Origin of the sequence: uncultured Dokdonia sp. (assembly GCF_947492535.1) — a bacterium.
Lineage (GTDB): Bacteria > Bacteroidota > Bacteroidia > Flavobacteriales > Flavobacteriaceae > Dokdonia.
Window position 1 is genome coordinate 38,901 of the sequence record NZ_CANLNH010000015.1, and the last position, 20,418, is coordinate 59,318.

Sequence of the window (20,418 nt, forward strand, 5' to 3'; positions counted from 1 at the left end):
ACATAATTGTTCCCCGTTTTAACCTGCAGCAAATATGTGAACAATTTTTTGAAAAAAAAAACGACTTAGGGGTTGTTTTTCGATTAATTTTTGTGCATACTTTACATGTTTTAAATCTACAAAAAAAAAACATACCATTTCTTGAAAACACATAATTCTTTTATAAAAGTTAGATATGCCGAAACAGACCAAATGGGAGTGGTGCATCACGGCAATTACCCGCAGTATCTTGAAATAGCAAGGCTTGAGTGGTTAGATGCCTTAGGTATATCTTATAAAACCATGGAAGAAAACGGTGTCTTTTTACCTGTATATACTATCGGTATAACTTACAAGAAACCAGCACAATTTGATGATGAGTTAAAGGTTGTAGTTAGCTTACGGGATTTGCCTACAGTTCGTATCATTTTTGATTATAAAATTTATAATCAGCATGATGAATTGTTAACAACTGCACATACAGAATTAATTTTTATGGATGCAGCAAAAAATAGACCGATAAGATGTCCTGCTTATATTCTCGATAAACTACAAGATTAATCTTCTTTTTCTTTGACTTTTACGCCGTAGATATTTTTTACAAGTATACTTTTTTGCTCAAAATCTTTCTTTCGGATGGCTAATGTATACTCACAAGCTAATTCAGATTTCTGACCAATAATTCGAATATTTTGTTCTTTAATCACTCGCATTACTTTATTCATGAGTGCATATTCAAATGTGATTGTAAGTTCGATATCGATGGTTTTTTCTTGAATAGCGGCTTTTTCTAATGTAAGTTGTGCCGCAGTACGGTAGGCATTGATTAATCCACCAACGCCTAGTTTAGTTCCCCCGAAGTAACGTACTACGACCACAAGTGTATTGGTAAGTTCGTAGGCTTGTAATTGACCATATATAGGTGCCCCAGCACTATTTGAAGGTTCTCCATCATCATTAGCACGATACCGATTATACTCCTTTCCAAGGACCCATGCATAACACCAGTGACGTGCCTGATGATGTTGTTTTTTAAGGGTTTCAATGCATTCTTTTATCTGATCTTCATTCTCAACAGGAAAAGCATATCCATAAAACTTACTATTTCGGTCCTTAAATAATGCTTCAGGCGATGGAGTTGTAATTGTTTTATAGGTGTCTTTCATAGTAAACTGTACGTGTTTTTTATACGTTCCTGTCTGCCGACAGGCAGGTTCGCGAAAGCGTATAAGTTAAGAATGTATATGATTTCACGAAAGTGAAACGAATATAATAGAAATCACTGCAAGGGCAATACCTATCCAATTTTTAAGATGTAATTTTTCTGTAAATAATAAAATACCTAATAAGGTAGAGATCATAACCACGCCTACATTATTAATTGTAAATATCGTAGAACTATCAAAAGCGTCATTTCGCAGTGCTTTGACCAAAAAATACATAGAACCATAATTAGGAATGCCTAGACAGATACCCGCGATGATATTTTTACTGTCAAAAGTAAAACGCTTTCGAAGGATTTGTCCAACAATGATAAGCACGCCTATAACACCAGCTGTCCCAAAAACCATGGTTAAAAATATAGGGAGTTCTCCTTGACTAAGATATTTCCCTTCTAGATATTTGATGCTCGTATCAATAGCACCACTTCCTAAAAAGACAAGTACTGGAAAAATGAGATCTGTTTTTTTAAATGCAATTCCATCTTTAGATTTTATAGAAGCAAGATACACGGCAATAAGTGCGATGATAATTCCTGTTGTTTTAAAGAAACCTAATGACTCTTTATAATAGAGTATTCCAAAGAGTATAGGGATGACCACACTCATTTTTGTGGCAACCGAAACCACAGAGAGTCCGCTACGTTGTGTGGTGAGTGCCATTAAATTAAAAATGAGGATAAATAAGAACCCCAGAGCTACAGCAGAAAAAAACCAATCTTGTTGAGGGACTGATGTGATTGTAATCGCTCCATTATATAATAGGAGTCCTAGTGTACTTGCTGTAAAATAATTGACAACAATAGCATGAAGGGTGTTTATTTTAAAACGAGAGAATAACTTAAAGACCACAAAAATGATACTAGAAGAGGCAATACTAAGTAGTAAATAGATCACGAGGTTTTGTTTTTGTAAGTCGTAAGGATATCTCCTTTTATATCTTGAGAGGTGGCTGTATGTTGTTTGTGAAATATAGGCGCTTTGGTACCTTCACCAAAAGTTGTTTTTCCTGTAAATACGTTTGCTTCATCCCAGATGCCACTATCTATAAAACGTTGCAATGTTTTGGCGCCCCCTTCTACAATCATAGATTGTATTTCTTTTTCATAAAGTAGCGCAACGACTTCTTTAGGGTCTTGTGATGTAATCACGATGGTTTCCGCTTGATCATTAAAGACCTGCACATCTTTAGGTAGGTCTGTTTTATTGGTAAGGACAACACGTATGGGTGATATACCATGCCAATCTCTTGTTGTCAATGAAGGATTGTCGGCAAGTACAGTTTGCGCACCTACCAAAATAGCCTGTTCTTCACTACGCCATTTATGCACTAATTGCCTTGAATATGAATTTGTAATCCACACAGGCGCTTTTTTGTCTCTATGCTTGGGAGCGATGTAACCATCTAAGGTCTCTGCCCATTTTAATATAATATAAGGACGCTTTTTCTCATGATAGGTAAAAAAACGCTTGTTGACCTCATAGCATTCTGTTTCTAATACACCAACAGTCACATCGATACCTGCTTCTAATAATTTTTTAATACCATTACCCGCTACTTTCGCATACGGATCTGTAGTGCCTATCACTACTTTCTGAATACCAGAAGCAACGACAAGATCTGCGCAAGGCGGTGTTTTTCCATAGTGACTGCAGGGTTCTAAAGTAACATATAAGGTAGCTTTCTCAAGGAGATCAGGCGTATGCTCTTGTGCATATGTAATCGCATTTACTTCGGCATGAGGTCCTCCATAGGCACTGGTGTATCCTTCGGCTATGATGCAGTTATCTACAACTAAAATCGCTCCTACAGATGGATTAGGCATTGCACTTGGTAGTCCATTTTTAGCTAAATCTATACAACGTTTTATGTACTTTTCCTGTATCTTCACACTGCAAAAATAGAACTATAACTTTCGATGAGCAAACCTATTATTCGCCCTATAGAAAAGGCAGACAATGAGCAAGTTGCTGCGATGATTCGTAAAATACTTATAGATATTGGAGTTCCAAAAGTGGGTACCGCCTATGAAGATGCTTCTTTAGACCGTATGTTTGAAACATATGATCGCCCTAAAGCGGCTTATTTTGTGGTCGTATCAGACGCAAAAGTGATTGGTGCTGCAGGCGTTGCACAACTGGATCATTATAAAGGGAATGTCTGTGAGTTACAGAAAATGTATTTCTTGGAAGAAGCCAGAGGCAAAGGGCTCGGTAGCGAGATGATGAAAACCTGTCTCGATACCGCGCGTCGTTTTGGATATGACCAATGTTATTTAGAAACCATGCCCTATATGGAAGCTGCTCAAAAATTGTATCAACGCACTGGGTTTCATTATATAGAGGGTCCTATGGGAGATACAGGACATTTCTCGTGTCCCGTACATATGCTTATTGATTTATAAAAATTGTAGATACACTTTCGTGAAAATAAAAGACCTTCGCACCACTTTTGTAGCTCGTTTACAGGATCAGTATCTGCCTGAAGAAGTGCAAAGCTTTTTCCAGATCACAGCACAACATTTCTTGGGGTATAGCCGAATGGAAATTGCACTTAATCTCAATGAGGAGGTTAGTGATGTGAAAATGAAACAAGTTTTAGATACCTGCGATCGATTACAACATCATGAGCCTATACAATATATACTAGGTGATACTGAATTTTATGGACTTCCTTTTAAAGTAACTCCGGCTACATTAATTCCAAGACCAGAAACCGAAGAACTTGTTGCTTGGATTCTAGAAGACTATCAAGCAGATAAAGAGATTCAGGTAGTAGATATAGGGACAGGTTCTGGGTGTATAGCGATTAGCCTAGCCAAACATCTTACAAATGCGAAAGTAATGGGATATGATATTTCAGAAGATGCTTTAAAGGTGGCTTCTGAAAATGCAACTTCTAATGAAGTGAATGTTACTTTTAATCAGGTAGATATTTTGCAGACAAAAACATTAGATGACACTTTCGATTGCATTGTCTCCAATCCTCCTTATGTACGCGAACTCGAAAAGGAAGAGATTCAATCCAATGTATTAGATCATGAGCCACATACAGCGCTATTTGTATCAAATACAGATCCGTTGGTATTTTATCGTACTATTGGAAAACTAGCATTTGATAACTTATCAGGAAACGGTAGTTTATTTTTTGAAATCAATCAGTATCTTGGTAAAGAAACGGTACAACTCCTTAAGAATATCGGATTTAAAAACATACTACTGCGTAAAGATATATTCGGAAATGATCGAATGGTGAAGGCGAGTAAATAAATAATTAAAGATGATCACATAGGTAGTGTTTCATCTAATTATTTCGCTTTAAGCTAAATAGTATACACGCAACATATAACTAACAAACAACCATTTCCATATCTATGGAAATACATAAAATATAACCAATGACAGCTATAACATCCATTTGCGTATTCTGCGGAAGCAGTGAAGGCAATGACATACAAGTAGAAGAAAAAGCCAAAGAACTCGGAATATACCTAGCACAAAATGATATCACATTGGTATATGGGGCAGCCAAAATAGGCGTGATGGGACAAGTGGCACAAGCAAGTCTAGATCAGAAAGGAAAAGTGATAGGTGTCATTCCAGAATTTTTGAAACTAAAGGAAGTAGTTCATTTAGGACTCACAGAATTGATTACCAATGAAAATATGCATCAACGTAAAATGACGATGCAAGAAATATCAGATGGATTTATTACCCTTCCTGGTGGTTTTGGAACCTTAGAAGAGCTTTTTGAAATCATCACTTGGAGTCAATTAGGATTGCATCAAAAACCGATAGGACTCTTAAATGTAAATGGGTTTTATGATGACTTATTGAAAATGTTAGAACATATGGTACGTAGAGGTTTCTTAAAAATGGAGAACTACGAACTCTTACTAGTAGACACTACCGTAGAAGGATTGATTACAAAAATGAAAAACTATAAACCACAAGACGTCCCTAAATGGTTAAAAGGAGATCGTACCTAGTATCTTTTTGATTTAGTTTGTATTTAATCGAGAGCTTTGTGTTTTTTGCCGAGGTTTGATTTGTAAAACCTTTTTAATCAGGGACTCAAAATTTAATTGCTAATTTAGTTTGACTAACTAAAAATCAATTAATTATGAGTGCAATAAAAAAATACGCTGCAGAAGGACTTGGTACTTTTGCTTTGGTTTTATTTGGCTGTGGCGCCGCTACAATAGCGGGTGTATCTGCAACAGGACCTTCAGGATTAGGGCTTCTAGGGATTTCTTTAGCCTTTGGTTTGGCGGTCGTAGCGATGGCTTATACGATAGGACCTATTTCTGGTTGCCATATTAATCCTGCTATATCTGTAGCGATGTGTGTTGCAGGAAAATTATCAGTAAAAGATCTTATAGGATATGTGATTGCACAATGTATTGGTGCGATTATCGGAGCGGCCATATTATATGTTTTGGCTACCGGAGGCGCAGGTTTTGAAATGGTGCCTTGGGCATTAGGAAGTAATGGATGGGGAGAAGGATATCTAGGCGCTTATGATCTAAAATCGGCATTTACAGCAGAATTTGTATTTACATTTTTATTTCTAATGGTCATTTTTGGAACAACAGCAAAAAAAGCATCTCCGCAAATGGCAGGACTTGCTATTGGTATATCACTTGCATTAATTCATTTTGTGGCTATTCCTATTACTGGAACATCCGTAAATCCAGCACGTAGTTTAGGACCAGCACTTTTTGCAGGAGGTATCGCATTACAACAATTGTGGCTATTTATAGTCGCACCACTTGCAGGTGGCATCTTTGCAGCTTTATTACGTAAAGTATTTGTAGATGATTGATAGTGTCGTTTACAACTAAATTTTAAGAGTAATAGAGCTTAGTAAAGGGCCATTTTTTAATGGCTCTTTATGTTTATAGCTTTTTAGAAATCGTAGACTATAGTCCTATTAAAATTGTTATTTTGTGGTGAGTAAATAAATAGTCGTCTATAACATAGTTCGCTTTCGCGAAAGCATATAATTAATGAATACAGAACAACAAATTAGATCCCTACGTAAAGAGCTTCAAGAACATAATCATAGATATTATGTGCTTGATAATCCCATAATTTCAGATTTTGAATTTGACCAAATGCTCAAGCAGTTGCAAGCATTAGAAGCGGCACATCCTGAATTTGATGATCCGAATTCTCCTTCTAGAAGAGTTGGAGGAGATGTGACTAAGAACTTCAATACGGTTGTACATGAACATCGTATGTATTCTTTAGATAACTCGTATTCAAAACAAGATTTAGAAGATTGGGAAGTACGTGTTAAAAAGCAAGTAGATGGAGAAGTGTCATATACATGCGAATTAAAATATGACGGTGCTTCTATAAGTCTTACGTATGAAAACGGAGAATTAACCAGAGCATTAACGCGAGGTGATGGGATTCAAGGTGATGACGTCACAACAAATATCAAAACAATTAAATCGGTACCTCTAAAACTCAAAGGCGATTATCCTCCTAAATTTGATATTAGAGGGGAGATTATTTTGCCTTGGGACGGATTTCATAAAATAAATAAAGCGAGAGAAGCACAAGGATTAGAGTTATATCGTAATCCTAGAAATACAGCTTCTGGTAGTCTAAAATTACAAGATAGTGCAGAGGTTGCAAAACGTCCGTTGGATTGTTTATTGTATAATATTACAGGAAATAATCTAGGAATCACCAGTCAAATGGAAAGCCTAGAAAAAGCAAGAGCATGGGGCTTTAAGGTACCGGATGCGTCTAAACTGGCTAAAAATATAGATGAAGTATTGGCATTTGTAAATCATTGGGATGTAGCACGTCATGACTTGCCTTATGAAACAGATGGCGTTGTGGTGAAGGTAAATAATTTACAACAACAAGAAGAGTTAGGATATACGGCAAAGGCTCCGCGATGGGCAATGGCATATAAATTTAAAGCAGAACAAGTATCTACACGCTTACGCGAAATCACCTACCAAGTGGGTCGAACGGGAGCGATTACACCTGTAGCAAACCTAGAACCTGTAGAACTTGCGGGAACCACCGTAAAAAGAGCTTCATTGCACAATGCCGATCAAATAGCAAAGTTAGACATACGTGAAGAGGATGTCGTTTTTGTAGAAAAAGGAGGCGAAATTATTCCAAAAATTATTGCTGTTGATCTTACAAAAAGACCCGAAAATTCTATTCCTACAACGTATATTTCTGAATGCCCCGAGTGTGCAACATCACTTATTCGTAAAGAAGGCGAAGCACAACACTATTGTCCAAACGAAGCTGGCTGTCCTCCTCAGATTGTGGGAAGGATTCAACATTATATTTCGCGTAAAGCATTGGATATAGAAGGCTTAGGAGGAGAGACGGTGGCTTTACTAGTAAAAGAAGGATTAATTACAAGCTACGCCGATTTATACACCTTAACTGTCGAGCAGTTATTACCATTAGAACGTATGGCACAAAAAAGTGCTGAAAATTTAGTTCAAGGTGTTCAGGCATCTGTAGCCATTCCTTTTGAACGTGTGCTCTTTGGTTTAGGAATACGATATGTAGGAGAGACCGTTGCTAAAAAATTAGCAAAACACTATAAAACGATTGACGCTATTGCTGTGGCTTCAGAAGAAAATTTGGTAAGTGTAGACGAAATAGGAGAGAAGATCGCAGAGAGTGTTGTGGCATTTTTCGCGAAAGCGGAAAATAATATCTTATTAGAACGATTAAAATCATATGGCGTACAACTTGAAATCTCAGCAGAGAAATTGGCAGATCAATCTGATGTATTACAAGGAAAAACCTTTGTAGTATCGGGTGTTTTTGAAATGCCTCGTAATGAGTTGAAGAAATTAATAGAAGATAATGGAGGAAAAGTATCAAGTTCTATATCTTCTAAAACTTCATTTCTAGTAGCTGGAGATAAAATGGGACCTAGCAAACTTGCAAAGGCAGAAAGTTTAGGAGTGACTATGATTTCTGAACAAGAATTTTTAAATATGCTTTAAGATTAAAAAAGAAATAAACATAAAAGGAGGTGAAATCTATAGAACATTGACGATTGTCGTATCTGTTCTATTGGCGCTTGCAACTATATTTTTTGATATAGAGCATACGTTTGTGTTTTTTCCTTTGTATGCACTCTTTCTGTTCTTATATCATTATACTGCTACGAAAGTATTCAGTAAAGTGCTTCTTGTATATCTAATAACTGCAATGCTTTTTGAACTACTATTTTTATATGATTTTGAAAAGTATGTTAATATTGTTTCAGTATTGCATATAACAAGTCAGTTATGTTTTTTATGGCTTTTAAAACCGATATTAAAAGTTGATATTAAAAAATTTAGCACTCATAATTTGACAGAGCTAATTATAGGAACCTTAGGATTTAGTTATGTTGTAGGGTATTTAATGTATTTGATTTTCCCTTTGATACCAGACTTAACATTATTTATTCCTTCGGTTATCTCATTTATACTCCTAACCATACTTTGTTTAAGATATCCTTTTTTTAATAGACATCCTGATAATATTTTACTTTGGGGTATCGGAGGTGGTATGATTGCAGAGATGATGTGTGCTTTTATTTTTCAATATGTATCAGACCTTCGAGTCTTTATAGTGATGGCTCATGTTTTTGGCGCGTTTTTAAAGATTGTGTTTGTTATATATCTTATACGTTTAAAAGAAGCTGATACGCTAGATGAAGAGTATTTGTAATTAGATATTAAACGTACTCGTATATTCAGTACTTTCAATAGGAGATAAATAAAAATCAACACACCTATCTGAATAATTTCCTTTTCCACATAATTTACTAGTATAATGTACCTTCTTTATTGGCACCGCCAAAGGGTTTAATACTCCGAGGCTTGCCTCGAAATTAAAATTCAGTTTCGTATAAATGTCTCGTGGACTTGCCCCGAGGTAGTTTACTTTGAATAATGTTTGGTTTGTCAAAATAGATGTACTTTTTGAAATGCCGAGTAATGATGAAAAAAATAATAGAAGATACTGGGAGAATGTATTTAGTTCTTATCTTAGAACACTTCATTTCTTGTTTTAAGAGATGAAATATGATCAATTAAAAAATTATTAAAATAGAAGCCATTGAGGTATCATCATAAGAATTCTTAAAATATAATAAAATTAGAGAAGCAGATCACATAGACGGTAGAATATATAGGACATTAGCAATAATAATGTCTTTGCTTTTAGCATTAGCTAGTGTTTTTTTTGATGTTGAGTATACATCAATACTTTTTGTTATATATATGCTATTTCTATTCTTGTATCATTATAAAGCTACAGAAAAATTTAACGTTGTTTTATTAATTTACTTGATAACTATGTTGATAGCAGAAGTATTGTTTTTATATGATTTTGAAAAATATATAAATGTATTGTCTTTTTCGCAGCTCGTAGGTCAGATGTGTTTTTTTTGGCTTATACGACCTATACTTAAAGTAAATTTTAAAAACTATAGTACGCATAATTTAATAGAGCTTGTTGTTGGTTTTATAGGAATTAGTTATATCGTTGGATATTTACTGTATCTAATTTTTCCATTAATACCAGACCTAACATTGTTTTTACCATCTGTCATTGTTTTTTTTATAATGGTAATTATCTGTATAGGGATTCCTTTTTTTAATAAGCATCCTGATAATATTATGTTATGGGGAATAGGTGGAGGTTTACTAGGAGAAATGAGTTGTGGTTTTATTTATGAGTATATGTCTGATCATGGAGCTTATTTGGTGATGGCTCATCTCTTCGGAGCTTTTATAAAAATTATATTTACGATGTACCTTATACGTATTAAAAATATTAAGGCAACTGAAAATGAGTATAATTAAATATTATAAAATGTACTCGTATGTTCAGCCCCTTTGATAGGGGCTAAATGAAAGCCCACAGGTCTACCTGAATACCTTCCTATCTCACATGATTTACTAGTGTAATGTCCCTTTTTATTTTGAGTAATGGTTGGTTTATTAAGAGAAAATGTGTTTTTTGGAATACCGAGTAATAGTAAAAAAATAATATAAGATACTGGAAGAGTGTATTTAGTTCTATATCTTAGAACTCTTCATTTCTTGTTTCAAGAGATGAAGTGAGATCTATTAAAAATCATGAAAATAGAAGTCATCGTGATCTCGTCATAGGAATTTTAAATACTATACTATAAGAAAAGCATCATACATACACGGGAGAATTTATAGATCATTAGCGATAGTAGTGTCTATACTTTTAGTGATCGCCACATTTTTTTTTGATATAGAATATACATTTGTATTATTCTTAATCAATTTAGTGCTTTTTACAGTATATGATTACAAGGCAACCGGAAGATTTAATAGTATTTATTTTGGATTTCTAACACTATTAATGATCGCTGAAGTAGGATTCTTATATGATTATGAGACCTACATAGTACCTGTTACTTTTGCTTACTTGGTGAGTCAATTATGTTTCTTATGGCTTTTAAAGCCTATGTTAGATATAAAAATTAAAAATTTTAGTACGCATAATTTACTAGAACTCATTATAGGTTTTGTGGGAATTAGTTTTATAATAGTATATGTACTCTATTTGCTTTTTCCTTTAATTCCCAACGTAGCACTTTTTTTACCTTCTTCCATAGCATTTATACTTACGGTATTACTAATTTTTGGGATTCCTTTTTTTAATAAACACCCTGATAATATTATGTTATGGGGAATAGGTGGAGGAATTACTGGAGAAATGCTTTTTGGGTTTGTATATCAATATATATCTGATTATAGATTGTTTATCGTTCTGGCATTCATTTTTGGGACCTTTTTTAGAGTTCTTTTTGCTACATATTTAGTACGCATAAAAGATATTAAAGCAACTGAAAATGACTATAATTAAATATTATAAAATGTACTCGTATGTTCAGTTCCTTTGATAGGATCTAAGTGAAAATCAACACGACCTACATGGATACCTCCCCATCCTACTTGGTTTACAAGTACGATATTGCCCTCTTTATTTTGAGTAATGGTTGGTTTGTCGAGAAAGGTATGTGTATGACCCCCTATGATTAGATCTATATCTTTAGTTGCAGCTGCCAGTTTAAGATCTGAAATACGTTCTTTATTGCTATAATCATATCCTAAATGAGACAGACAGATAATAAGATCACACGCTTCCTCTTCTTTTAGGATACGCGTCATATCATCGGTTAATTCGATAGGGTCTAAATGTTTTGTTTCTTTAAATTGACGCTTATTTACAAGTCCTTCTAACTGAATACCAATACCAAATACACCAATACGTATCCCATCTTTTACAAAAACACGATAGGATTTAGTAAGCCCTTCCATAATGGTGTTGGTAAAATCATAATTGGCAGATAGTAGTTCAAAAGAGGCATGAGGCATTTGTTGTGCAAGACCACCAACACCGTTATCAAAATCGTGATTTCCTATAGTGGCAGCATCATATCCTAACATAGACATGAGTTTAAACTCTAATTCGCCGCCATAAAAATTAAAATAAGGAGTTCCTTGAAAAATGTCACCAGCATCTAATAATAACACATTTGGGTTTTCCTTTCGAACACTATTAATGAGTGTTAATCGTCTAGCAACACCTCCTTGATTTGCATACTTAGGGTCATTTGCAGCAAAAGGTTCTATATGGCTATGTACATCATTTGTATGTAAGATGGTAATATGTTTTTTAGGAACCAATGATGTAGTGCTCATGGCAATACCACCCAATCCAATAAGGCTTCCTGCAGCAGCAGTCTGTTTTATAAAATGTCTACGTTTCATATCCTTATTCTTTTATAAATCGATTATCTCGTACGGGAGCGATCGTATCATATTTTTTAAAATAATCTATAAGTACATTACGAATTTTATAATCTAGCGTAAGTAAACTCACAGGTTTGCTTAAGAAAGTCATATTATCTCCTCCTTTTTGTAGGTAATCACTTGTTGCAATAAAATACGTTTCATTATCTATAATTTCATGACCTTGTATCAACCCTTTTTTAAGACTCCCATCTTCACCAAGAATGACTTGTAGATTAGAGATAGGGTGTGCTTTCCCTTTTGCTAGGTATTGAAATAGTTCTTTCATTTGGAAACCACTTAATTCTACGACTACAACTTCATTTTCAAAAGGCATTAGCTCATACGCTGTACCTGTAGTGACATCTCCTTTGTTTAAAGGAGCACGAATTCCTCCATGGTTTAAAATAACAGCATTAAACGTATATCCTGTTCGTGCTTTAAATACGGGATTTACCAATTCAAAAACGGCATCTGCCATCATATTACCAATGGCTGTATTATACCTACTGTCATTTTTAGAAATAGAAGTAGGCGCATAGGCAAGAACACTATCCATTTCTTTATCGACAGCAGTCTTAAAAGGTGTAATAAATGCGGTGATAGAAGTATCTTCTTTTATGGATCTATCAATAGATACCAGTGATGCGTCTACTCTAGTGGTATTGTATTTTTCTTGTTTACAGCTAGCGAAGATTGTGAAAATACAAACAAAAAAGAGTAGATGTGTTATTTTTTTAAGTACCATTCTTGGGTCAAATTTAGTCTGTTTTTAGCTACATTTGCGTAAAAAGCTAAGATAGATGTTTTTGAACGGATTAAAGGCAAAATCCATTATAAGAAAACTTAAAAATGAGACTGAACGTAGAGTGTATTCTCCTTCAGGTAGATCTATACGTAGTATAGGTATCTTGCAAGAAGGGAATGTACCCTTTGATGTGAAAAAAATCAAACAACTCGCTACAATATTAGGGATTAAAGAAAAAGATATTGAAGTACTTTCCTATATGCCAAAGCTTCCTAAAGATCAAAAAAATGATCCAGGAGTGTATTCAGAAAAAGGTATTGGATGGAATGCGACCTTAAAAACAACGGTTCTTAAAGAGTTTGTAGCAAGAGATTTTGATATTTTATTAAGTTATTATACAGAAGACCGACTACCGCTCCAAATAGTATCTGGACTTTCTAAGGCGACCTTTAAAGTAGGACTTATCAAAGATGAGCAAAGTTTTCAGGATTTAGTCATTACTACTGCGATTGGTGAAGAAACACTATTTATTAATGAATTAGAAAAATATTTACAAATACTTAAAATTAGTTAACATGCAATCCTTCCGAGGCACAGGAGTAGCCCTTATCACTCCTTTTAATGAAGACCTATCTATCGATTTTGATGGGTTAACAAGACTTATAGAACACAATATAGATCAAGGAACTGATTATTTAGTTGCTTTAGGAACTACCGCAGAGAGTGCGACACTTTCGGCAGTAGAGAAGAAACAGGTCAAACAGCATATTGTATCTGTAAACAAAGGACGTTTACCACTGGTACTAGGATTAGGAGGGAATAATACAGCGGCTATTATAGCAGAGCTTACTACAGCGGGAGTTGTAGAAGGGTTTGATGCTATTTTATCAGTATCTCCGTATTACAATAGACCTACACAAGAAGGAATTTATGCGCATTACAAGGCTATTTCTGAAGCTTCACCTCTTCCTATTATTATGTATAATGTACCTTCTCGAACAGGAAGTAATATGGAAGCTGGTACGACTTTACGTCTAGCTAACGACTTTGAGAATATTATTGCAATTAAAGAAGCTGCAGGAGATATGACCCAAGCATTGCGATTATTAAGAGATAGACCTGAAGGTTTTTTGGTAATTTCTGGCGATGATATGTTGGCATTGCCAATAGTTTCGGCTGGAGGAGATGGCGTGATTTCTGTTATAGGACAAGGTTTGGTGAGTTCTTTTTCTACGCTCATTAGAGATGGTTTAGAGGGCGCTTTCGCGAAAGCGTACACAGCACATTATCAAATAATGCCGAGTATAGATCTTATTTTTGAAGAAGGGAATCCTGCTGGAATTAAATCATTATTGGCTCATTTAGATATTTGTCAAGATTTTGTGAGATTACCTCTTATGAAGGCTAGTGAAGGTTTAGATAAAAAAATAGCTGCATATCTTAAAACTTTATAAAAAGCGTTAATCTTATGCTAATCCTACGATAGGAGCCATAAATCGGTTTATTTTTGGATCAGCATATATCGTTTTAATATGTGATAGTTTTTATGTAATTTTGCCTGCTGTTTTAGTCTTATGAAGAATATTCTTATCCTTTTAGTTTTTGCAATCGTATTTTGTTCGTGTTCAACCTACCAAGATGCGTTAAAGTCTGATGATATCAAACTCAAGTATACACTTGCAGATTCTCTTTATCAAAATGGGAGTTATAAAAAAGCGTTGAAGCTATATGAACAAATAGTACCATTGTATAGAGGGCGTCCACAAGCAGAACGTGTGATGTATTCTTATTCAGATATCTATTACCAATTAGGAGATTATTATCTAGCGGGATATCAGTTTGAACGTTTTGTAAAATCGTATCCGCAGAGTAGTAAGAGAGAAGAAGCAGCTTTTAAAAGTGCAGAGAGTTATTACCAGCTTTCACCAAGTTATTATCTTGATCAGGCAGATACTAATAAAGCAATGGATAAACTACAAGAGTTTATCAATTCATATCCTGAATCTGAAAGACAGGATAAGGCGAATGCCATGGTAAAAGAACTGCAAACTAAACTAGAAAGAAAAGAGTACGAAATCGCAAAAGGATATAATACCATAGGCGCAAGTCGTAATACATTTCCAAATGCTATAAAATCATTTGACAATTTTATATCTGCCTATCCAGGATCTGAGTATAAAGAAGATGCCATGTACTGGAAATTTGATTCTGCTTATCAATATGCTTTAGGAAGTCGACAAGACCTTATGGCAGAACGATTAGCAAAAGCTAAAGAGGCATATGAAGTATTAGAAAAATATTACCCATCAGGGAAATATGCAAAAGAAGTTGCGAGAATGATAGAAGATATTAATGAACGACTTCAAATAGAAGAGACCATAAATTAAACAATTTATACGATGAATATTAAGGATACAGATGCACCGGTAAACACGACAACTATAGATAAAAATCTAGTAGATGCCCCTACAGATAATGTATACGAAGCAATATCTATTATTGCTAAGCGTGCAACGCAAATCAATACAGAAATTAAAAAAGAGCTTTCTGATAAATTAGATGAGTTTGCTACTTTTAATGATAGTCTTGAAGAAATCTTTGAAAACAAAGAACAAATAGAAGTATCTAAATTCTACGAACGTCTTCCTAAATCACACGCACTTGCCGTTCAAGAGTGGTTAGAAGATCGTATTTATTACAGAGATACTAGTGTTTCTGAAGACGATACAAACGCATAATTACATATATGTCAATATTACGCGGTAAAAAAGTACTGTTAGGTGTTACCGCTGGCATAGCCGCTTATAAAAGCGCCACTTTAGTAAGAGCATTTATTAAAGCTGGCGCTTCTGTGCAAGTGGTTATGACAGAAAAGGCAAAAGACTTTGTAACACCCCTCACATTATCTACACTTTCTAAAAACCCAGTTCATAGCTCCTTTACAAAGGAAGAAGATGATAATGCGGTTTGGACAAATCACGTAGAGCTAGGACTGTGGGCAGACCTTATGGTGATTGCTCCAGCAACAGCAAATACACTTTCTAAAATGTCACAGGGTACCTGTGATAACCTTTTGCTTGCAACCTATCTCAGTGCAAAATGCCCTGTTTATTTTGCACCTGCAATGGATCTTGATATGTATATTCACCCATCATCAAAACAAAGCTTTCAAAAGCTTACATCGTATGGGAATATTATGATAGAAGCGACAAGTGGCGAACTAGCTAGCGGATTAGTTGGTCAAGGAAGAATGGCAGAACCAGAAGATATTGTACGCTTTATAGAAAACCATATGCAAGAAAAATTACCATTAAGAGGTAAACGCGTAGTTATTACTGCTGGACCTACATACGAAGCGATAGATCCTGTACGTTTTATAGGAAATCATAGTAGCGGAACCATGGGAGCAGAACTCGCATATAGAGCTGCCAACTTAGGCGCTTCTGTAGATTTAATACTAGGACCAAGTGCTATCAAGGTAGTGCATGACCTTATTACGGTTCACTCAGTAGTCTCTGGAGATGAGATGTATGAAGCAGTACATAAAGTATATGAGCAATGTGATATCGCTATTGCCGCAGCAGCTGTAGCCGATTATAAACCATCGCATGTAGCTGATGAGAAAATAAAAAAGAATGATGATACCTTTACCATCCATTTGGTAAAGACGAGAGATATTCTTGCTTCTATGGGTGAAAAAAAACAAGGACAATTTCTTGTTGGATTTGCGTTAGAAACTCAAAATGAGGAAGAAAATGCACTAAAAAAATTGAAAAAGAAGAATTTAGATGCAATTGTATTAAATTCGCTTAGAGATAAAGGTGCTGGCTTTAAGACCAAAACCAATAAAATTACGTTTATAGACAAAAATGGATCACCTACTTCCTATGATTTGAAATCAAAAAAAGAAGTAGCTGCAGATATTTTTGATCAGATACTTATAAAAACGACATGAGAACACTTATCGCAATCTTTGTAATTTTATGTTCACTATCTATGCAAGCGCAAGAGCTAAATGGCGTAGTGATTATTAATGCAGAACAAACTGGAAAAGCAGAACTTCAGGTTTTTAGAACCCTAGAACGTTCACTTACCGAGTTTATCAATAATACAAAGTGGACCGATAGAAGATATAAGCAACAAGAACGTATTGATTGCTCATTTAATATTATTGTTCAGGAAGTAAATTCTGATGCGTTTAGAGCAAGTATACAAGTACAATCATCACGTCCAGTATTTAATTCTAATTATGATAGTCCTGTTTTTAATTTTAATGACAGAGACTTTGATTTTGAGTATGTAGAATTCCAACCGCTTATTTTTAATCCTAATAATTTTGACTCTAACTTAGTGTCTGTGATCTCTTATTATGTATATACTATCTTAGGATATGATAGTAATACCTTTCAGCGTAATGAAGGGGATAAGTACTTCCAGATTGCAAAGCAAATAGTAACAACAGCACAAGGAAGCAATAATAGAGGGTGGAGACCTCAAGACGGACCACAATCTAGATATAGATTAAATGAAGACTTAATTTCTCCAAACTTTAGAGAATTTAGTAATGTCATGTATGATTACCACAGATTAGGGTTAGATATCATGGCAGATGATTCTAAGAAGGGTAAGAAAGCAGTAATGGATGCGATAGGAAAGATGAAGGGGATGTATAATAAACGTCCTAACAACTTTTTAAACCGTGTGTTTTTTGATTCAAAAGCAGAAGAGATTGCTTCTATGTTTTCTGGAGGACCACAACTTCCTATTACGGATTTATTGACGACATTAAATCGTATAGCCCCGACAAAGTCTACATTCTGGAGACAGATTTCTTTTTAAAAAGGAAGGAAACTTATTGTAAACTCGCTAGCTTATCGACACTCCAAGCTTCTGGCTTGTCTGAGAATAAAGGTTTGGTAGCTGCCCACACCCCTTTAAATAATGCAGAATGACGATAGTTTTCTAAAGCATCGGCGGTATCCCAATAACTATACGTAAAGAAGATAGAAGTATCATTCTGGTCTCTATATAACTCTAAAAATTGGCATCCAGGAAATGCTCTAATGCTATCTTTTACCTCCTCAAAATTAGCTAAAAAGGTAGGTATTTCGCTTTCGCGAAAGCGTAATTTGACAATTCGTACTAACATTAATCTTCAAAGTTTATGGTGATCGCATCACGATAGTCAAGGCCAAAAAGGCTTGCGGCACTTCCAACCGTAGAGGGATTGCTTTTATAAATCGCAAGTTCTATATACCCACCCGAATTAAAAATCGCTAGCTTTTTACCCTCTTCTTCTCGTTTGTGTTTTTCTAAAGAGAAGTTAATTGCTCCGCTATACGAAGTATGTATTTTAGAAATTTGTGTACGCCTAGCTTCTATTTTAAAAGGACGTCCTTTTCCAACTTCTTCAAAAAGTTTACGTGTAATATTACTCACCACATTGCCATAATTATCTACATAAATCACATTTCCTATAATCTGTTTTTGAGACTTATTAACAATAGGCTGAATTCCTGTAAGCGGTTTTATTTCAGAAATTGGCTTTCCAATCACACCTAATGTACCTCCGCGAGCAATATGACAAGCTGTTTGGACAAATACATCAAGTACCGTAAAATTGGTTGTCACTCTATTATGAATATTAATTTCTACCATTTCTTGCGGCACAATATCTCTTGTGATTAACGAAATGATCCCATTATTAGCACAAATAAAGAAATGATCTTCTAGTTTTACCGCAATATGGTTGGTTTCAGGCGTGAGTTCACTATCTACCCCTATGATATGAATACTTCCTTTTGGAAAGTTTTTATACGCATTTTGGATGATATATGCTGCTTCGGTAATATGAAATGGAGATATGGTATGTGTGATATCAACAATACGTATGTCGCTAAGTTCACTATAAATCGCACCTTTTACAGCACCCGCAAAGTGATCTTTTTCGCCAAAATCTGTAGTTAACGTGATAATTGCCATACGTATACATATAGGGATAGTACGCTTTCGCGAAAGCAAAAACAACAACCGTCCCCAAATTGTTTATTATTTTTAATAATACGATAACTCATGCGTAGGTATAGACGCTCAAAAATTTCGTACTTTGCTTTAACAAATCTAAAATAATTTACTGAGGAATCTCATAAAAACTGCTTGCCATTTGAACGAATTAATAATTGAACTTTCAGAAATCAACCCGCGTGAGTTTTTTGGACAACAAAACGCCAATATAGAATTACTTAAACGCTACTTCCCAAAATTAAAAATTGTTGCCAGAGGAAATAAGATAAAAGCCTATGGTGATGAGGATTTATTGGAAGAATTTGATAGGCGATTTACCATGCTTACAGAACATTTTGGTAAGTATAATAAGCTTGATGAAAATATAATAGAGCGTGTACTCACCAGTCAAAGTAAAGCCGATTATGAAACTTCTAAAGAGAGTGGCGAGACCATTGTGCATGGTGTAAGCGGTAAATTAATTAAACCACAAACAGCAAATCAGCGTAAGTTAGTTGAGCTTTCTAAAAAGAATGATCTCGTATTTGCGATAGGTCCTGCCGGAACAGGGAAGACATATGTTGGTGTGGCACTTGCTGTAAAAGCACTTAAAGAAAAATCTGTAAAGCGCATCATTTTAACACGCCCAGCTGTAGAAGCGGGAGAGAATTTAGGATTTTTACCTGGTGATATGAAGGAGAAGTTAGATCCTTATATGCAACCACTTTATGATGCCTTACGCGATATGATTCCGCATGAGAAGTTAGAAAGCTTTATAGAAAAAGGAGTCATTCAAATTGCACCTATGGCATTTATGAGAGGACGTACGCTAGACAATGCGTTTGTAATTCTAGATGAGGCTCAAAATACTACGCATGCGCAAATGAAGATGTTTTTAACGCGTATGGGACGTAGTGCTAAGTTTATGATTACTGGAGATCCCGGACAGATAGATTTACCAAGACGTGTTACGAGCGGACTCAAAGAAGCGTTATTAATTCTTAAGAATGTAAAAGGAGTTGGGATGCTATATCTTGACGATAAGGATGTGGTACGTCACCAACTTGTCAAAAAGGTCATTGCGGCGTATAAGGACATTGAGAATAGGAATTAATCGTATTTAGTTTTAAATGGTAAGTATATAGTGGCTAAAGTAAAAAAAGTAATCATCGAAGATGAAAAGGAGCTTCGTAAGGCTGTACATAGTGATAACTACATATATGTTATTTTACTCTTAGTTTGTGTATTTATAAACATTGAAATGTTTAGCGTATCTCCTAGATGGATTACTTTTTTTGATACTATTCCTAAAAAAGTAGTATTTATTGCTTTTCAAATCCTTTTTGTTATTTTATTATTCTTTTGGGTACGAAAAAAGAAAAAAATCATTACCATTTTATTGAATGGAGAGAAAACAAAAGGTAAAATAACAGATAGTGTATCCATACGTTCCAATAGCAGTAGTACGACTATATGTGTGTTTACTTATACTGTACATGGTAAAGAATATACCGTGTCTTCTAAAGATAAATATGGAAGTAAAGGAGATACATACAAAATTATATTTGAAACTAACAATCCTGAAAATAGCATTGTTTATGAGCATTTAAAAAGTAATGTTCAAGCCCTTATTAGTTATGAGTAACTC

At 34.8% G+C, this 20,418-nt stretch carries 24 protein-coding genes; 17 read left to right on the forward strand and 7 right to left on the reverse strand.

Going from position 1 to position 20,418, the window contains the following annotated elements; genetic code table 11:
* Positions 1 to 141 precede the first annotated feature (141 nt).
* Positions 142 to 540 carry a thioesterase family protein gene (locus tag Q1A60_RS17325; RefSeq protein ID WP_299767498.1) on the forward strand — a complete coding sequence of 133 codons (399 nt, stop codon included), beginning with the start codon at positions 142 to 144 and terminating at the stop codon, positions 538 to 540.
* Here Q1A60_RS17325 and Q1A60_RS17330 read toward each other — a convergent pair.
* The 3 genes from Q1A60_RS17330 to ribD all read right to left on the reverse strand — a co-directional run bounded on the left by Q1A60_RS17330 (position 537) and on the right by ribD (position 3,091).
* Positions 537 to 1,145 (reverse strand): YigZ family protein, encoded by a 609-nt coding sequence (locus Q1A60_RS17330; RefSeq protein WP_299767497.1) that lies wholly within the window; start codon positions 1,143 to 1,145, stop codon positions 537 to 539. The two genes, Q1A60_RS17325 and Q1A60_RS17330, sit on opposite strands and share 4 nt — an antisense overlap.
* A gap of 84 nt (positions 1,146 to 1,229) precedes the next feature.
* Positions 1,230 to 2,096, reverse strand: a complete 867-nt coding sequence (locus tag Q1A60_RS17335; protein ID WP_299767496.1) for a DMT family transporter — start codon at positions 2,094 to 2,096, stop codon at positions 1,230 to 1,232.
* Positions 2,093 to 3,091, reverse strand: coding sequence for a bifunctional diaminohydroxyphosphoribosylaminopyrimidine deaminase/5-amino-6-(5-phosphoribosylamino)uracil reductase RibD (gene ribD / locus Q1A60_RS17340; protein ID WP_299767495.1), 999 nt, complete (start codon positions 3,089 to 3,091; stop codon positions 2,093 to 2,095). The genes Q1A60_RS17335 and ribD overlap by 4 nt, the downstream gene beginning before the upstream one ends.
* Before the next feature lie 27 nt (positions 3,092 to 3,118).
* On the opposite strand from ribD, the gene Q1A60_RS17345 reads away from it, so the two are divergent.
* The 8 genes from Q1A60_RS17345 (at position 3,119) to Q1A60_RS17380 (ending at position 11,090) form a co-directional block, all read left to right on the forward strand.
* Complete coding sequence (locus Q1A60_RS17345; protein WP_299767494.1) at positions 3,119 to 3,604, forward strand: GNAT family N-acetyltransferase; 486 nt, start codon at positions 3,119 to 3,121, stop codon at positions 3,602 to 3,604.
* A 19-nt stretch (positions 3,605 to 3,623) separates the two neighbouring features.
* Positions 3,624 to 4,469, forward strand: a complete 846-nt coding sequence (prmC, locus tag Q1A60_RS17350) for a peptide chain release factor N(5)-glutamine methyltransferase (RefSeq protein WP_299767493.1) — start codon at positions 3,624 to 3,626, stop codon at positions 4,467 to 4,469.
* A 128-nt stretch (positions 4,470 to 4,597) separates the two neighbouring features.
* Positions 4,598 to 5,188: a TIGR00730 family Rossman fold protein gene (locus tag Q1A60_RS17355; RefSeq protein WP_299767492.1), complete on the forward strand. Its 591-nt coding sequence runs from the start codon at positions 4,598 to 4,600 to the stop codon at positions 5,186 to 5,188.
* A gap of 134 nt (positions 5,189 to 5,322) precedes the next feature.
* Positions 5,323 to 6,024: an aquaporin Z gene (aqpZ, locus tag Q1A60_RS17360; RefSeq protein ID WP_299767491.1), complete on the forward strand. Its 702-nt coding sequence runs from the start codon at positions 5,323 to 5,325 to the stop codon at positions 6,022 to 6,024.
* A 184-nt stretch (positions 6,025 to 6,208) separates the two neighbouring features.
* Positions 6,209 to 8,197, forward strand: a complete 1,989-nt coding sequence (gene ligA, locus Q1A60_RS17365) for an NAD-dependent DNA ligase LigA (RefSeq protein WP_299767490.1) — start codon at positions 6,209 to 6,211, stop codon at positions 8,195 to 8,197.
* Between the two features lie 352 nt (positions 8,198 to 8,549).
* Positions 8,550 to 8,912 (forward strand): hypothetical protein, encoded by a 363-nt coding sequence (locus tag Q1A60_RS17370; protein ID WP_299767489.1) that lies wholly within the window; start codon positions 8,550 to 8,552, stop codon positions 8,910 to 8,912.
* Between the two features lie 629 nt (positions 8,913 to 9,541).
* A complete protein-coding gene (locus Q1A60_RS17375; protein ID WP_299767488.1) occupies positions 9,542 to 10,051 on the forward strand; it encodes a hypothetical protein in 510 nt (169 codons plus the stop codon).
* A gap of 382 nt (positions 10,052 to 10,433) precedes the next feature.
* Complete coding sequence (locus tag Q1A60_RS17380) at positions 10,434 to 11,090, forward strand: hypothetical protein (protein WP_299767487.1); 657 nt, start codon at positions 10,434 to 10,436, stop codon at positions 11,088 to 11,090.
* On the opposite strand, the gene Q1A60_RS17385 is transcribed toward Q1A60_RS17380, so the two are convergent.
* Positions 11,087 to 11,998 (reverse strand): metallophosphatase, encoded by a 912-nt coding sequence (locus Q1A60_RS17385; protein WP_299767486.1) that lies wholly within the window; start codon positions 11,996 to 11,998, stop codon positions 11,087 to 11,089. The two genes, Q1A60_RS17380 and Q1A60_RS17385, sit on opposite strands and share 4 nt — an antisense overlap.
* Before the next feature lie 4 nt (positions 11,999 to 12,002).
* The gene (locus tag Q1A60_RS17390; RefSeq protein WP_299767485.1) at positions 12,003 to 12,767 is read right to left on the reverse strand and encodes a 5'-nucleotidase C-terminal domain-containing protein; all 765 of its coding nucleotides are present in this window, start codon (positions 12,765 to 12,767) and stop codon (positions 12,003 to 12,005) included.
* Between the two features lie 61 nt (positions 12,768 to 12,828).
* Between Q1A60_RS17390 and Q1A60_RS17395 the strand changes: the two genes are divergently transcribed.
* The 6 genes from Q1A60_RS17395 (at position 12,829) to Q1A60_RS17420 (ending at position 17,606) form a co-directional block, all read left to right on the forward strand.
* A complete protein-coding gene (locus tag Q1A60_RS17395) occupies positions 12,829 to 13,341 on the forward strand; it encodes a hypothetical protein (protein WP_299767484.1) in 513 nt (170 codons plus the stop codon).
* 1 nt (position 13,342) lies between these two features.
* Positions 13,343 to 14,221 carry a 4-hydroxy-tetrahydrodipicolinate synthase gene (gene dapA / locus Q1A60_RS17400; RefSeq protein ID WP_299767483.1) on the forward strand — a complete coding sequence of 293 codons (879 nt, stop codon included), beginning with the start codon at positions 13,343 to 13,345 and terminating at the stop codon, positions 14,219 to 14,221.
* Between the two features lie 120 nt (positions 14,222 to 14,341).
* Positions 14,342 to 15,154 (forward strand): outer membrane protein assembly factor BamD, encoded by an 813-nt coding sequence (gene bamD, locus Q1A60_RS17405; RefSeq protein WP_299767482.1) that lies wholly within the window; start codon positions 14,342 to 14,344, stop codon positions 15,152 to 15,154.
* A 12-nt stretch (positions 15,155 to 15,166) separates the two neighbouring features.
* Complete coding sequence (locus Q1A60_RS17410) at positions 15,167 to 15,505, forward strand: DNA-directed RNA polymerase subunit omega (RefSeq protein ID WP_299767481.1); 339 nt, start codon at positions 15,167 to 15,169, stop codon at positions 15,503 to 15,505.
* Positions 15,506 to 15,513: 8 nt separating this feature from the next.
* The gene (gene coaBC / locus Q1A60_RS17415) at positions 15,514 to 16,722 is read left to right on the forward strand and encodes a bifunctional phosphopantothenoylcysteine decarboxylase/phosphopantothenate--cysteine ligase CoaBC (protein WP_299767480.1); all 1,209 of its coding nucleotides are present in this window, start codon (positions 15,514 to 15,516) and stop codon (positions 16,720 to 16,722) included.
* Positions 16,719 to 17,606, forward strand: coding sequence for a DUF4835 family protein (locus Q1A60_RS17420; protein ID WP_299767479.1), 888 nt, complete (start codon positions 16,719 to 16,721; stop codon positions 17,604 to 17,606). The genes coaBC and Q1A60_RS17420 overlap by 4 nt, the downstream gene beginning before the upstream one ends.
* A 13-nt stretch (positions 17,607 to 17,619) precedes the next feature.
* Here Q1A60_RS17420 and Q1A60_RS17425 read toward each other — a convergent pair whose 3' ends face one another.
* Both Q1A60_RS17425 and Q1A60_RS17430 read right to left on the reverse strand, forming a co-directional pair.
* Entirely contained in the window at positions 17,620 to 17,916 is a 297-nt protein-coding gene (locus Q1A60_RS17425; RefSeq protein WP_299767478.1) for an antibiotic biosynthesis monooxygenase family protein, read from the reverse strand.
* Positions 17,916 to 18,749, reverse strand: a complete 834-nt coding sequence (locus tag Q1A60_RS17430) for an SAM-dependent chlorinase/fluorinase (protein WP_299767477.1) — start codon at positions 18,747 to 18,749, stop codon at positions 17,916 to 17,918. The genes Q1A60_RS17425 and Q1A60_RS17430 overlap by 1 nt, the downstream gene beginning before the upstream one ends.
* Before the next feature lie 181 nt (positions 18,750 to 18,930).
* Here Q1A60_RS17430 and Q1A60_RS17435 point away from each other — a divergent pair, with 181 nt between their 5' ends.
* Together Q1A60_RS17435 and Q1A60_RS17440 are read left to right on the forward strand one after the other, a co-directional pair.
* Positions 18,931 to 19,884 (forward strand): PhoH family protein, encoded by a 954-nt coding sequence (locus Q1A60_RS17435; RefSeq protein WP_299767476.1) that lies wholly within the window; start codon positions 18,931 to 18,933, stop codon positions 19,882 to 19,884.
* A 30-nt stretch (positions 19,885 to 19,914) separates the two neighbouring features.
* Entirely contained in the window at positions 19,915 to 20,415 is a 501-nt protein-coding gene (locus tag Q1A60_RS17440) for a DUF3592 domain-containing protein (RefSeq protein WP_299767475.1), read from the forward strand.
* Positions 20,416 to 20,418: the final 3 nt, after the last annotated feature.

Excerpts from the sequence above, each read along its gene's own strand:
- Q1A60_RS17425 (WP_299767478.1), bottom strand. The coding sequence starts at position 17,916 with ATGTTAGTACGAATTGTCAAATTACGCTTTCGCGAAAGCGAAATACCT.
- aqpZ (WP_299767491.1), top strand. The coding sequence starts at position 5,323 with ATGAGTGCAATAAAAAAATACGCTGCAGAAGGACTTGGTACTTTTGCT.
- Q1A60_RS17375 (WP_299767488.1), top strand. The coding sequence starts at position 9,542 with ATGTTGATAGCAGAAGTATTGTTTTTATATGATTTTGAAAAATATATA.
- coaBC (WP_299767480.1), top strand. The coding sequence starts at position 15,514 with ATGTCAATATTACGCGGTAAAAAAGTACTGTTAGGTGTTACCGCTGGC.
- Q1A60_RS17385 (WP_299767486.1), bottom strand. The coding sequence starts at position 11,998 with ATGAAACGTAGACATTTTATAAAACAGACTGCTGCTGCAGGAAGCCTT.
- ligA (WP_299767490.1), top strand. The coding sequence starts at position 6,209 with ATGAATACAGAACAACAAATTAGATCCCTACGTAAAGAGCTTCAAGAA.
- Q1A60_RS17390 (WP_299767485.1), bottom strand. The coding sequence starts at position 12,767 with ATGGTACTTAAAAAAATAACACATCTACTCTTTTTTGTTTGTATTTTC.
- Q1A60_RS17430 (WP_299767477.1), bottom strand. The coding sequence starts at position 18,749 with ATGGCAATTATCACGTTAACTACAGATTTTGGCGAAAAAGATCACTTT.
- Q1A60_RS17330 (WP_299767497.1), bottom strand. The coding sequence starts at position 1,145 with ATGAAAGACACCTATAAAACAATTACAACTCCATCGCCTGAAGCATTA.
- Q1A60_RS17355 (WP_299767492.1), top strand. The coding sequence starts at position 4,598 with ATGACAGCTATAACATCCATTTGCGTATTCTGCGGAAGCAGTGAAGGC.
- dapA (WP_299767483.1), top strand. The coding sequence starts at position 13,343 with ATGCAATCCTTCCGAGGCACAGGAGTAGCCCTTATCACTCCTTTTAAT.
- Q1A60_RS17345 (WP_299767494.1), top strand. The coding sequence starts at position 3,119 with ATGAGCAAACCTATTATTCGCCCTATAGAAAAGGCAGACAATGAGCAA.
- bamD (WP_299767482.1), top strand. The coding sequence starts at position 14,342 with ATGAAGAATATTCTTATCCTTTTAGTTTTTGCAATCGTATTTTGTTCG.
- Q1A60_RS17420 (WP_299767479.1), top strand. The coding sequence starts at position 16,719 with ATGAGAACACTTATCGCAATCTTTGTAATTTTATGTTCACTATCTATG.
- Q1A60_RS17410 (WP_299767481.1), top strand. The coding sequence starts at position 15,167 with ATGAATATTAAGGATACAGATGCACCGGTAAACACGACAACTATAGAT.